Below are 12,199 nucleotides of genomic sequence, written 5' to 3' on the forward strand. Positions count from 1 at the left end.
TTGGCGACAGGACAAAAGGCAGGGTTCACAGGAATGATATCAGCGGCTTGCCCGCTGGATATATTTGACAGGATCTTCGGCCTTTCCGTTACGGATAACTTCGAAATGTACGTGCGGTCCAGTAGAGCGGCCGGTGCTACCCATCAGTGCAACCACCTGGCCTTTCTGGACCACATCGCCGATCTTGACCTTGACGGTTTTGGCGTGGGCGTAGCGGGTAACCAGGCCATCGCCATGATCCACTTCTACCAGGTTGCCATAGCCGTAACGCTCGCCGGCCCAGGTGACCACACCACTGGCCACGGCAATAATGTCGCTGCCGTCCTTGCCGGCCAGGTCCACGCCACCGTGCCAGGTACGTTTGCCGGTGAACGGATCGGAACGGTAACCGTACTTGGAGGACAACCAGCCCCAGGTGATCGGCCGGCCCTGCACATAGCGTTCATCTTCCAGCTTTTGCCGGGACGACACCTTATCCAGCAGGCGCAGTTGTTTCTCGCGGTCTTCCAGCTGACGCTCCAGCTGGAAAATCATTTCGGTCAGCTCAGGGGCACTGTAGGAATCACCGGCAAGGCCCAGTTCTTCCGGGCCACCCACTGCCGGCGGCTGGTCGAAATTGAATTCGTCACTGGCCACCAGGCCCGATTCCATAAAGCGCTGACCGAGGGCATCCAGGCGCAGCATACGGCCCTGGATCTGGCCCAGGCGAAGGGTCAAGGCGTCTACCTGCTGTTGTACATCTTCCCGAACACGGGCAAGCTGGGCCTTCTGCTGCTCCAGCTTTGAACGCCATTCAGCCACCAACTCGGATTCGGTCGGTTGTTCAGCGGCCGCCTTGGTAACGGCTACCTTATAGCCCGCCCAGCCGGCCGCCAGAATAAGCGCCAGCACAAGGAAAATCAGCCCGGCCAGAACACCGCCATTCAACGCGACAGCCTTTGACTGGCCATGGCGTTTGCCAACGAAAATTACATTCATATCGTCATTTGGTGTCATCGAAGAGTCGCAACCTGTTCCCTGTAGTGCTGCGACCCGGAAAATTTTCGAGTGGGTCTGCTATCCTTGCAACAACTACGTATTGAATAGACGCAGTGCCAGCTGGACACACTCTCTCGCGACAATGTAAAACGGGAGCAATGCTGGCACCATCAAAAAAGCGTGCCGAAGTTTAACCAATCGTAAACGGGCTCGTCGAGACAAAAACTGTCAATGAATGAAAAATCCGATCAAAAAATGATCTTCCGCACAAACAGCGGCCCGGCCCCCGCCTCCACCCTGAAGGAGCTGATGGCCCGGGCGGAACTGCATTTACAGGCGGAACAACAGGTGCTCGAAGCCATACCCGCGGAACTTCGGACAGGCACCCGATTTGTCAGCTGCCAGGATGGCGAACTGGTTCTGGCTACAGATAACGCCAGCAAGGCCACGCGATTGCGCTTCCGCCAGCACGAAATTATGGAGGCATTACGGGAGAACGAACTGTTCCGTTTTGTCTGGAAGGTGCGCATCAAGGTCAGCCCGCTCAGGTATTGGGCGCGCAAGAAGGTCGAAAAAATACCTTTGAGCCAGGAAAATGCCCGGCTCCTCAAAGAGGAAGCCGGGCACACGAAGGATAAAGCTTTGCGCGAGGTTCTCGAAAAACTCGCCAGCCACGTGCGGGATTAAGGCGTCCGGCCTTAACCCACCGCCAGCACAGGCTTCATATAAGAGATAGGTGCAGTGGCTTCGTCATCGAAGGTCACCACTTCCCATGCATCTTCTTCAGCCCTGAGCTTGCGCAGCAGCTTGTTGTTCAGGTCGTGACCTGATTTGATACCACGGAACTCACCAATCAGGCTGTTGCCCAACAGGTAAAGGTCGCCGATAGCATCCAGTACCTTGTGCTTGACGAACTCGTCGTCGTAGCGCAGACCGTCTTCGTTCAGGATTTTGTAGTCGTCAACCACGATGGCGTTGTCGACGCTACCACCGAGGGCCAGGTTCATGGCCCGCAGCTTCTCGATATCCCGCATAAAGCCGAAAGTACGGGCACGGGATACTTCCTTCACGAAAGACGTGGAAGAGAAGTCTACCGTTGCGGTCTGGGCGCGACCCTTGAACACCGGATGGTCGAAGTCGATACCGAAGCTGACCTTGAAGCCTTCGAACGGCAGGAAGGTTGCTTTCTTACCGTCTTCTTCCACGGTAACTTCACGCTTGATGCGGATGAAGCGCTTGGCGGCTTCCTGCTCGGCGATCCCTGCAGACTGCAGCAGGAATACAAACGGGCCGGCGGAACCATCCATGATCGGCACTTCTGCCGCACTGAGTTCGACGTAGCAGTTGTCGATTCCGAGACCAGCCATGGCCGAGAGCAAATGCTCAACCGTCGCCACACGGACACCGTCTTTTACCAGCGTCGTGGACAGCATGGTCTCACCCACATTCTCCGCACAGGCACGGATCTCGACCATCGGGTCCAGGTCGGTGCGGCGGAAGATGATTCCTGCATCGACAGGTGCCGGCTTCAGCGTCAGGTAAACCTTTTCCCCTGAGTGCAGGCCTACACCAGTCGCGCGGATGGTGTTTTTGAGTGTCCGTTGTCTGATCATCGGTTCATTATTCCGTCACAAAAGTTCGATATTCTGAGCAAAAGACTGCCCGCAGAATATCAGAATTCAAGACTGAGCACCATTTAACCAGCATGACTTTACTTAACTTTTGCAATAGTCATCGGCTATGGTCAATCAGCTCACGTTTGACCAAGGCTTTCAGTTCCCTGAAGAAACACCAGGAACCAGACCTTCGCCACATTTGAGACAGATTATCAATCAGCCTGCCGGCGAAGGAATGCGGGAATATCGAGATAGTCCACGCCCTGCTCTTCGCTTTCTTTGCTCTGGTCCAGTGCCACATTGCCCTGGGTTACCGCACGACGACGCAACACCGCCGGGCGATCCAGCTGGTTGTAGTCGGTCTTGCCATCCAGGGTACGGGTGTTGTCCACCACCTTGGTCGGCTTCTCGCGCTCACCGCCCAGACCGGTCGCAACCACGGTAACCTTCAGTTCTTCGGTCATTTCCGGATCGATCACGGTGCCCACCACCACGGTGGCGGAGTCAGACGCGAATTCGCGAACGATATCGCCCACCTCGGAGAACTCACCCAGGTTGAGGTCCATACCGGCCGTGATATTAACCAGGATGCCCTTGGCGCCCTGCAGGTTGATATCTTCCAGCAGCGGGCTGCGTACGGCCGCTTCTGCTGCTTCACGGGCACGGTTCTCGCCGGTGGCGCGGCCGGTACCCATCATCGCCATGCCCATTTCGGACATTACGGTTTTCACGTCGGCAAAGTCGACGTTGATCATACCGTTACGGGTGATCAGGTCGGCAATACCCTGCACAGCGCCAAGCAGTACGTCGTTGGCGGAGGCAAAGGCGTCCAGCAGGCTGGTTTTCTTGCCCATGACCGCCAGCAGTTTTTCGTTCGGAATGGTAATCAGGGAGTCAACGCTCTCTTCCAGTTCCTTCAGGCCGGATTCCGCCACACTCATGCGCTTGCCGCCTTCGAACTGGAACGGCTTGGTGACCACGGCAACGGTCAGGATACCCAGTTCACGGGCAACCTCTGCCACGATCGGCGCAGCACCGGTACCGGTACCACCGCCCATACCGGCGGTGATGAACACCATGTCCGAGCCGCTCAAGGCCTCGGCAATACGGTCACGGTCTTCCAGCGCAGACTGGCGACCGACTTCCGGGTTGGCGCCGGCACCCAGGCCCTTGGTGATGTTGCCACCGAGCTGGATGATCTGGCGGGCGTCCAGGTTTTTCAGGGCCTGGGCGTCTGTGTTGGCGCAGATAAACTCTACACCTTCAATGTCGCTGTTGAGCATGTGGCGAACAGCGTTACCGCCACCACCACCAACACCGACAACCTTGATTACTGCGTTTTGCTGAACATTATCAACGAGTTCAAACATATCCCCTACTCCTTCGTGCGGTTTCCGACCTGTCCCGGCCGGCTATTTCGATCGTTTTTTGCTTTTCGAGAAACCTTCGTGCCTTACCCCCGGCCTACCGTCAGAAATGACCGGTAAACCAGGCTTTCATCCGCTCAACCAGTGAGGGTGCATCCTCACCCTTGAGCGCCGGCGCCCGGCCAAGATCCATTTGCCGGAAGCCATGGATCAGCAACCCCACGCCCGTGGCGTAGATCGGGTTGTTGACCACTTCCGTCATGCCGGAGACTTTCTGCGGACAGGCAAGCCTGACCGGCATGTGGAAGATTTCTTCGGCCAGTTCCACCACCCCTTCCATGGTGGAAGAACCGCCGGTAATCACGATGCCGGCCGGAATCAGGTCTTCAAACCCGGACCGGCGCAACTCCGACTGAACCAGGGTGAACAGCTCCTCGTAACGGGGCTCCACCACTTCTGCCAGGGCCTGGCGGGACAGATCGCGGGGTGCGCGATCGCCCACGCTGGGCACCTTGATGGTTTCGTCGGCGCCTGCGAGCTGGGTCAGCGCACAGGCATATTTGATCTTGATCTCTTCTGCGTTCTGGGTGGGCGTGCGCAGTGCCATGGCGATGTCGTTGGTCACCTGGTCGCCGGCGATGGGAATCACCGCGGTATGGCGAATGGCGCCGCCGGTAAACACCGCGATATCGGTGGTACCGCCACCGACATCCACCACGCATACACCCAGCTCTTTCTCGTCTTCGGTGAGAATGGCGTGGCTCGAGGCCAGCTGTTCCAGGATGATGTCGTCCACCTCCAGGCCGCAGCGCTCCACGCACTTTTCAATGTTCTGGGCGGCATTCACCGCGCAGGTCACCAGGTGCACCTTGGCTTCGAGGCGCACGCCAGACATGCCCATGGGCTCCTTGATGCCTTCCTGGTTATCGATCACAAATTCCTGCGGCAGGATATGCAGGATTTTCTGATCCGCCGGAATGGCCACGGCCTGGGCAGCATCGATCACCCGGTCGATATCCGCCTGGGTCACTTCCCGGTCCCGGATGGCCACGATGCCGTGGGAATTCAGGCTCTTGATATGGCTGCCGGCAATGCCGGCATACACCGAGTGAATCCGGCACCCCGCCATCAGCTCCGCTTCTTCCACGGCGCGCTGGATAGCCTGAACAGTGGTTTCGATATTCACCACCACACCACGCTTGAGGCCGCGGGACGGGTGGGAACCGATCCCCACTACTTCGATCGTTCCATCCATCTTGCGCTTGCCGACAATCGCAACCACCTTGGAGGTTCCGATATCCAGGCCGACAATCATGTTTTCCGTTTCAACCGATGACATGTGTTTCACCAAACCCCAGGTTCGTAATAATCGTTATCAGGATTTCGGAGTGGCCTGTGCCACATCCGCTTTCCACTGCACCGCGACTCCGTTCGAGTAACGGGCATCAACCCGGCTGACTTCGCTGACTCTTGAAGCCAGCCGGTTCTCGTAAACTGTTATAAAACGCTCGAAGCGCTGCTCTACCTGGTCCCGGCCCAGCACCACTTCGATGCCGTTGGCCAGGGTAAGGGTCCAGGCCCCCCTTTGTTCAAGGGTCAGGCCGGCAAAGCCCAGCCCGTATCCCAGTAATTGCTCGCTCATATTGCGGGCCATGTCGATGACATCTCGCACCCGCTCGTCAGGCCCTGCCAACCGGGGCAGCTTGCCCGCAACTTCCGGATTGGCCGGGGCAAACAGTTCCCCGGCGCGGCTGACCAGGCGGCCATCTGTCCAGTAGGCCAGTGGCTTTTTCTCCCGGATGTCGATTTCCAGACGACCGGGCCATACCCGTCTGACGGCAGCAGACTCGACCCAGGGCCGGCGCTCCAGCTCCGCCTTGATGTCGGCCAGGTCGGTGGCAAAATAGCTCTTGCCGACCCAGGCACTGGCTGCCCGCTCTACGTCCACCGGGTTTTCACCAATAAAGTTGCCGCGCACATCCACCGCCAGAATCTGCTGATCCATGGCCGTCAGCAGGCGGTCGGTGCCCCAGGGCACCATGGCCGCCAGCAGAACCACCAGGGCTCCCAGCCCTACCTGCATCCAGGGCACAGTCGCCAGAATGGCTTTCAACACTCCAAACCGGTCCCGCTCCGGGCCCACGGAGGTTGCCCCCCGGCGCCGGGGCTGCTCGGGCGGTACCGCCCGGCTCCGGATCTGCAGTGTTTCAAGCATTCGCAGCCTCCTGCACGGTGTCCTTCAGAATGCGCACCACCAGTTCTTCAAAGCTGATGCCCGCAGCCCTTGCCGCCATCGGCACCAGGCTGTGGTCGGTCATGCCCGGCACGGTGTTTACTTCCAGCAGCCAGAACTCACCATCGGCATCCTGCATGATGTCTACCCGGCCCCAGGTGCGGCAGCCCAGCACCCGGAAGGCTTCCAGGGCGAGGTGCTGCAGCCGCAGTTCATCATCCGGCGCCAGTCCGCAGGGAATGCGGTAGCGGGTGTCATCAGTCAGGTACTTGGCGTCGTAATCATAGAAATCATGGTCGGTGCTCAGACCGATGGCCGGCAGGGCCCGGTCCTGCAACAGGCTGACGGTGAACTCCGGCCCTTCGATCCATTTTTCCACCAGCACCAGATCGTCCATGGCGGCAGCCGCTTCATAGGCTTCTGCCAGCTCGCTGGCGCTGCGCACCTTGCGGATACCGATGCTGGAGCCCTCGTGGGCCGGCTTGACGCTCAGGGGTGTGCCCAGAGCTACCACAATAGCTTCGGCTTCATCCACCGATTTCATGGCCCGAAATGCCGGTGTCGGCAGGCCGCAGCCTTCGAACACATACTTGGTGCGCAGTTTGTCCATGGCCAGTGACGACGCCAGCACTTCGCTGCCGGTGTAGGGAATACCCGCCTGGCCCAGAATCGCCTGCAAGGTGCCGTCTTCACCGCCACGACCGTGCAGGGCGATAAACACCCGGTCAAACTCCGGATTCTCGACGGTGCCCAGCAGGCAGCCCCGGATGTCCATACCCACGGCATCCACACCAGCAGATTGCAGGGCCGACAGCACGGCCTGGCCGCTCTTCAGCGACACTTCCCGCTCGGCCGAATCGCCGCCCATGAATACCGCCACCCGGCCCAGGGCTTTCACCAGCCCGGGCGATGCCTGATACGGCTGTGCGTCGGTATGCGTCAGATCACTCACTTGCTGTTACTCCTGCTGCGGCCAGTCGTGCCGCTACTCCACCAATGTCTCCTGCACCCTGGGTAATCAGCAGGTCGCCATCCTGCAACACGTTGGTCAGGAGACTTTCAATCTCGCGGTTGTCTTCCACAAACACCGGCTCCATCTTGCCCCGCTGCCGGATGCTCCGGCACAGGGCCCGACCGTCAGCGCCCGGAATGGCGGGTTCGCCGGCGGAATACACATCCATCAACAACAGGCCGTCGACTTCTGCCAGCACCCGTACGAAGTCTTCATACAGGTCACGGGTACGGGTAAACCGGTGCGGCTGATACAGCATCACAATACGGCGGCCCGGCCAGGCATCCCGGGCGGCACGGATGACGGCTTCCACTTCAGTGGGGTGATGGCCGTAGTCATCCACCAGGGTCACAGTACCTTTCGGAATCTGATACTCGCCGTAAACCTGGAACCGGCGGCCGACACCGGCAAAGCCGGCCAGCCCGCGACAGATCGCCTGGTCGTCAACACCTTCGTCCGTTGCCACCGCGATGGTCGCCAGTGCGTTCAGCACGTTGTGGCGACCCGGCATCTTCAGTTCCACGGCCAGGTCTGGCCGGCCACCGGGGCGGCGCACCACAAAGCGGGTTTTCAGGCCGTCCGAGGTAATCTGCTCGGCGCGGTAGTCGGCGTCGGGGTTATCAATGCCGTAGGTGATGATGGCGCGGGAAATACGGGGAATGATTTCCTGCACATAGTCGTCGTCTACACACATTACTGCCACACCGTAAAACGGCAGGTTGTGCAGGAAATCGACGAACGTCTGCTTCAGCTTTTCGACATCGCCACCGTAGGTGTCCATGTGGTCCGCTTCGATGTTGGTGACCACGGAAATAACCGGCGTGAGATGCAGGAACGAAGCATCGCTTTCGTCTGCTTCCGCCACCAGGTAGCGGGAACCACCCAGCTGGGCATTGGTGCCGGCGCTGTTGAGCTTGCCGCCGATCACGAAGGTCGGGTCCAGCCCCGCCTCACCCAGCACCGAGGCAATCAGGCTGGTTGTGGTGGTCTTGCCGTGGGTGCCGGCTACCGCAATGCCGTGGCGATAGCGCATGATTTCCGACAGCATTTCCGCCCGGGGCACAATCGGCACCCGGCGGCTGCGGGCCGCTGCCACTTCCGCGTTATCACTGCCCACGGCGGTGGACACCACCACCACGTCTGCCCTGGCGCTGTTCTCGGCACGGTGGCCGATCTGCACTTCCACGCCCATGGCCCGAAGCCGGTCTGTTACCGGGCTTTCCTTGATGTCGGAACCGGACACGTCGTAGCCCTGGTTCTTCAATACTTCGGCAATACCGCTCATGCCGGCACCGCCGATGCCGACAAAGTGGATATGGCGAATTCGGCGCATTTCCGGCACCTGGTACACCAGCGGCGGATTGTTTGCATCAGCCATTGGCGGCCTCCAGACAGTAATTCACGACTCTCTCCGTTGCATCGGGACGGGCCAGCGAGCGCGCGGCCTGCGCCATTCCCAGAATTTTTTCCCGGTCACCGGACAACCCTTTCAGGGTGTCGGCCAGTGCCTCGGGGGTAAACCTTGGCTGCGGCACCAGAATGGCGGCACCGGCCTTGACCATGTGTTGGCCGTTGCGGGTCTGATGGTCGTCCACCGCGTGGGGGAACGGCACCAGGATCGCGCCTACCCCGGCGGCACACAGCTCCGACACCGTCAGGGCGCCCGCCCGGCACACCACCAGGTCTGCCCAGGCGTAGGCTTCTGCCATATCCGCAATAAAGGGCTCTACGCTGGCCTTCACGCCGGCAGCATCATAGGACTGCTGCGCGGCTTCGAGATTCTTTTCGCCACACTGGTGGCGCACCTGCGGCCGGTCGGCTTCCGGCAACAGCGCCAGGGCCCTGGGCAACTGTTCGTTGAACACCTGCGCGCCCAGGCTGCCGCCCACTACCAGGATGCGTACCGGCCCGGTTCGGCCGGCAAAACGCTCTGCCGGCTCCGGCAGCTCGGCCACATCTTTGCGCACCGGGTTGCCGGTGCAGCGGGTAATGACCTTGTCGCCGAAACTGTCGGGAAAAGCTTCCAGCACGGTTTCGGCAAAGCGGGTCAGCCAGCGGTTGGTCATACCGGCAACCGCGTTCTGCTCATGCACCACCAGCGGCCGGCGCTGCATCCAGGCGGCTACGCCACCAGGGCCGGTCACAAAGCCGCCCATGCCCACCACGCAATCCGGGTTGATCCGGCGCAGCAGTGTCCAGGCCTCGCCCAGGGCCCGCATCAGGCGGAACGGCGCCAGCAGCAGCGCCAGCTTGCCCTTGCCCCGCAGGCCGGAGATATGAATGGTGGACAGCGGAATATCGGTGTTACCCACCAGCCGCTCTTCCATGCCGCCACTGGCGCCGAGCCAGTAAACTTCATGGCCGCGCTCCTGCAGCGCCCGGGCCGTTGCCAGGGCCGGGAATACGTGGCCGCCGGTACCACCGGCCATCATCAGAAAACGGCGAGGTTCAGTCATACACAGCCCCTCCCCGCACCTTGTTTTTCTTTTCCTGTTCGGACATACGAACCCGATCCAGTCGTTCCATTTCAACCCGTACCAGCACCCCGATCGCCACGCAGGTGACCATCAGGCTCGAGCCGCCATAGCTCACCAGCGGCAGGGTCAGACCCTTGGTGGGCAGCAGGCCGGTGGCAACGGCCATATTGATGCCGGCCTGCAAACCGATCAGCAGCGTCAGGCCATAGCTGAAACAGGCCCCGAACGGCATGCCGGATTTTTCTGCCCGGCGGGCAATCACAAACCCGCTCACCACCAGGGCGGTAAACAGCCCCAGCACAATCAATGCACCGACCAGACCGAACTCCTCGGCAATGATCGAGAAAATAAAGTCTGTGTGGGCTTCCGGCAGGAAGAACAGCTTCTGCACCGAATTGCCCAGCCCAACGCCGAACCACTCTCCGCGCCCGAAGGCAATCAGTGACTGGGTGAGCTGATAGCCGGAATCAAACTGGTCCTTCCAGGGGTCCAGGTAACTCACTACCCGCTTCAGCCGGTACGGCTGGGTAACCACCAAAATGGTGCCCAGCACCGCCAGGATGGCGATCAGCGGTGCGAAGCGGGTCAGCCGCACACCACTGAGAAAAATCATGCCCGCCGCAGCGGTCACCAGAACCACAGTGGCGCCAAAGTCGGGCTGGATAACCAGCAACACCGAAGCTACGCCCAGTACAACCAGGGGCTTCAGAAAGCCGGGCCAGGTATTCAGCAGCTCTTCCCGGCGGCGCACCACGTAGCCTGCCAGATAGGCAATCAGGCACAGCTTGGCCACTTCCGATACCTGCACGTTGAACACCAGCATCGAGATCCAGCGGGTAGAACCGTTAACAGTCCGCCCCAGCGGCGTCAGCACCAGCACCAGCACCGCCAGGCCAATACCCAGCATCAGCCAGCCACTGCGCTCCCACCAGCTCACTGGCACATTCACCGCAATCAGGGCTGCGACGCAGCCCATGGCCGCATACAGCAACTGCCGGATCACATAGTGATAGCCATTGCCCAGGGTGGCCTCGGCCATATCCATGGAGGCCGAGGAGATCATCACCACGCCTACCACCAGCAGGGCAACCGCAGACACAACCAACACCGGCAGCGGCTGCAACTGGCCGTCCCAGGTCCTGGTTTGCGGTATGGTCATACCTGCCTGCATCACAGAGCCTCCACCAGGGTGCGGAACTGATCACCCCGATCGTTGTAATCCCGGAACATGTCGAAGCTGGCGCAAGCCGGCGATAGCAATACCCGGTCGCCCTCATGGGCAATTTCCCGGGCATCAGACACCGCCCGCTCAAAACTGCTCGCCATCACCGTTACCACGTCTTCCGGCAAGGCGGCGGCAATCGCCGGTGCATCACGGCCAATCAGCACCACCGCCCGGCAATGCTGTGCCACCGGCTGAGCCAACGGCTGGAAATCAGCACCCTTGCCGTCACCGCCGGCAATCAGCACCACCTTGCCCTGCTCGGGGGCCAGGCTTTCAATGGCGGCAACCGTGGCACCCACGTTGGTACCCTTGGAATCGTTGATGTAATCCACGCCGCCCAGCTGCCGGATAAACTCGCAACGATGAGGCAAGCCACGGAACTCACGTGCCACCTGCAGCATCGGTTCCATCGCCAGGCCGGCGGCGTGGCCCAGAGCCAGCGCAGCCATCACATTACTGATGTTGTGCAGACCCATCAGTTTCAGGTCGCTGGCCAGCAGCAGGTTGTCGAAGCCGAAAGTAATCCAGGTGCCCCGTTCGTCATCCCGGGTGCTGAAGGTTTCCGGATTCACCCGGTTAAAACCGAAACACAGAAATCTCAGGTTATCCCGGGCCATCGGCGTGCTCAGGGCATCGTCCAGATTCACGATGGCATTGCGGCAGCCGCGATAGATCCGCTGCTTGGCCTGGAAATACGCCATCTTGTCCGGGTACCGGTCCATATGATCGTCACTGACGTTCAGTACGGTGGCAGCCTGGGCATTCAGTTCCGCCGTGGTTTCCAACTGGAAGCTGGACAGTTCCAACACATACAGATCGGCGCCCTGATCCAGCAGGTCCAGGGCCGGGGTACCGATATTGCCGCCTACCTGAACCTTGCGGCCGGCCGCCTTCGCCATTTCGCCCACCAGGGTAGTCACCGTGGTTTTACCGTTAGAACCGGTAATGGCGATGACCGGTGCGTCTGCGGCTTCCGCAAACAGGTCGATGTCACCGCGAATCACTGCGCCTTTCTGCGCGGCACCGGCAATGGCGGGCTCGGCAACGCTGATGCCCGGGCTGACCACCAGTTCGTTAAAACGGGCAAACAGCTCTTCATCAAAATCGCCCAGGTACACCGGCACATCCGGCCAGCCGGCCTTCAGCTCATCCAGCCCCGGCGGGTTACTCCGGCTGTCAGCCACGGCAATGTCCCTGCCTGTTCCAGACAGATAGCGCACGCAGGAGAGCCCGGTTTTACCGAGCCCTACTACCAATGTGCGACGATCCGAAACAATGACACTCATAGCCG

General features: G+C 60.4%; 11 protein-coding genes. 1 reads left to right on the forward strand and 10 read right to left on the reverse strand.

Going from position 1 to position 12,199, the window contains the following annotated elements; translation table 11 throughout:
• Positions 1 to 39: 39 nt before the first annotated feature.
• The gene (locus AC13DJ_RS03160) at positions 40 to 996 is read right to left on the reverse strand and encodes a M23 family metallopeptidase (RefSeq protein WP_482933887.1); all 957 of its coding nucleotides are present in this window, start codon (positions 994 to 996) and stop codon (positions 40 to 42) included.
• Between the two features lie 213 nt (positions 997 to 1,209).
• Between AC13DJ_RS03160 and AC13DJ_RS03165 the strand changes: the two genes are divergently transcribed.
• Positions 1,210 to 1,665, forward strand: a complete 456-nt coding sequence (locus tag AC13DJ_RS03165; RefSeq protein WP_289101837.1) for a DUF721 domain-containing protein — start codon at positions 1,210 to 1,212, stop codon at positions 1,663 to 1,665.
• 11 nt (positions 1,666 to 1,676) lie between these two features.
• On the opposite strand, the gene lpxC is transcribed toward AC13DJ_RS03165, so the two are convergent.
• The 9 genes from lpxC to murD all read right to left on the reverse strand — a co-directional run bounded on the left by lpxC (position 1,677) and on the right by murD (position 12,194).
• On the reverse strand, positions 1,677 to 2,591 hold the full coding sequence (gene lpxC / locus AC13DJ_RS03170; protein ID WP_022988690.1) for a UDP-3-O-acyl-N-acetylglucosamine deacetylase: 915 nt from the start codon (positions 2,589 to 2,591) through the stop codon (positions 1,677 to 1,679).
• A 215-nt stretch (positions 2,592 to 2,806) separates the two neighbouring features.
• Entirely contained in the window at positions 2,807 to 3,964 is a 1,158-nt protein-coding gene (ftsZ, locus tag AC13DJ_RS03175) for a cell division protein FtsZ (protein ID WP_022988689.1), read from the reverse strand.
• Positions 3,965 to 4,064: 100 nt separating this feature from the next.
• On the reverse strand, positions 4,065 to 5,300 hold the full coding sequence (ftsA, locus tag AC13DJ_RS03180; protein WP_022988688.1) for a cell division protein FtsA: 1,236 nt from the start codon (positions 5,298 to 5,300) through the stop codon (positions 4,065 to 4,067).
• Between the two features lie 36 nt (positions 5,301 to 5,336).
• Positions 5,337 to 6,176 (reverse strand): cell division protein FtsQ/DivIB, encoded by an 840-nt coding sequence (locus AC13DJ_RS03185; RefSeq protein ID WP_058340407.1) that lies wholly within the window; start codon positions 6,174 to 6,176, stop codon positions 5,337 to 5,339.
• Complete coding sequence (locus AC13DJ_RS03190) at positions 6,169 to 7,146, reverse strand: D-alanine--D-alanine ligase (RefSeq protein WP_482933888.1); 978 nt, start codon at positions 7,144 to 7,146, stop codon at positions 6,169 to 6,171. Before AC13DJ_RS03190 ends, AC13DJ_RS03185 begins: the two co-directional genes overlap by 8 nt.
• Complete coding sequence (gene murC, locus AC13DJ_RS03195; protein ID WP_482933889.1) at positions 7,139 to 8,584, reverse strand: UDP-N-acetylmuramate--L-alanine ligase; 1,446 nt, start codon at positions 8,582 to 8,584, stop codon at positions 7,139 to 7,141. Before murC ends, AC13DJ_RS03190 begins: the two co-directional genes overlap by 8 nt.
• Positions 8,577 to 9,662, reverse strand: coding sequence for an undecaprenyldiphospho-muramoylpentapeptide beta-N-acetylglucosaminyltransferase (gene murG / locus AC13DJ_RS03200; RefSeq protein ID WP_288371417.1), 1,086 nt, complete (start codon positions 9,660 to 9,662; stop codon positions 8,577 to 8,579). Before murG ends, murC begins: the two co-directional genes overlap by 8 nt.
• Positions 9,655 to 10,842 carry a putative lipid II flippase FtsW gene (gene ftsW / locus AC13DJ_RS03205; protein WP_482936970.1) on the reverse strand — a complete coding sequence of 396 codons (1,188 nt, stop codon included), beginning with the start codon at positions 10,840 to 10,842 and terminating at the stop codon, positions 9,655 to 9,657. Before ftsW ends, murG begins: the two co-directional genes overlap by 8 nt.
• Before the next feature lie 11 nt (positions 10,843 to 10,853).
• Positions 10,854 to 12,194, reverse strand: a complete 1,341-nt coding sequence (murD, locus tag AC13DJ_RS03210) for a UDP-N-acetylmuramoyl-L-alanine--D-glutamate ligase (protein WP_288371414.1) — start codon at positions 12,192 to 12,194, stop codon at positions 10,854 to 10,856.
• Positions 12,195 to 12,199: the final 5 nt, after the last annotated feature.

This window comes from Marinobacter sp. L-46 (assembly GCF_056859535.1).

Excerpts from the sequence above, each read along its gene's own strand:
- lpxC (WP_022988690.1), bottom strand. The coding sequence starts at position 2,591 with ATGATCAGACAACGGACACTCAAAAACACCATCCGCGCGACTGGTGTA.
- AC13DJ_RS03165 (WP_289101837.1), top strand. The coding sequence starts at position 1,210 with ATGAATGAAAAATCCGATCAAAAAATGATCTTCCGCACAAACAGCGGC.
- murD (WP_288371414.1), bottom strand. The coding sequence starts at position 12,194 with ATGAGTGTCATTGTTTCGGATCGTCGCACATTGGTAGTAGGGCTCGGT.
- ftsZ (WP_022988689.1), bottom strand. The coding sequence starts at position 3,964 with ATGTTTGAACTCGTTGATAATGTTCAGCAAAACGCAGTAATCAAGGTT.
- AC13DJ_RS03160 (WP_482933887.1), bottom strand. The coding sequence starts at position 996 with ATGACACCAAATGACGATATGAATGTAATTTTCGTTGGCAAACGCCAT.
- ftsA (WP_022988688.1), bottom strand. The coding sequence starts at position 5,300 with ATGTCATCGGTTGAAACGGAAAACATGATTGTCGGCCTGGATATCGGA.
- murG (WP_288371417.1), bottom strand. The coding sequence starts at position 9,662 with ATGACTGAACCTCGCCGTTTTCTGATGATGGCCGGTGGTACCGGCGGC.
- murC (WP_482933889.1), bottom strand. The coding sequence starts at position 8,584 with ATGGCTGATGCAAACAATCCGCCGCTGGTGTACCAGGTGCCGGAAATG.
- ftsW (WP_482936970.1), bottom strand. The coding sequence starts at position 10,842 with ATGACCATACCGCAAACCAGGACCTGGGACGGCCAGTTGCAGCCGCTG.
- AC13DJ_RS03185 (WP_058340407.1), bottom strand. The coding sequence starts at position 6,176 with ATGCTTGAAACACTGCAGATCCGGAGCCGGGCGGTACCGCCCGAGCAG.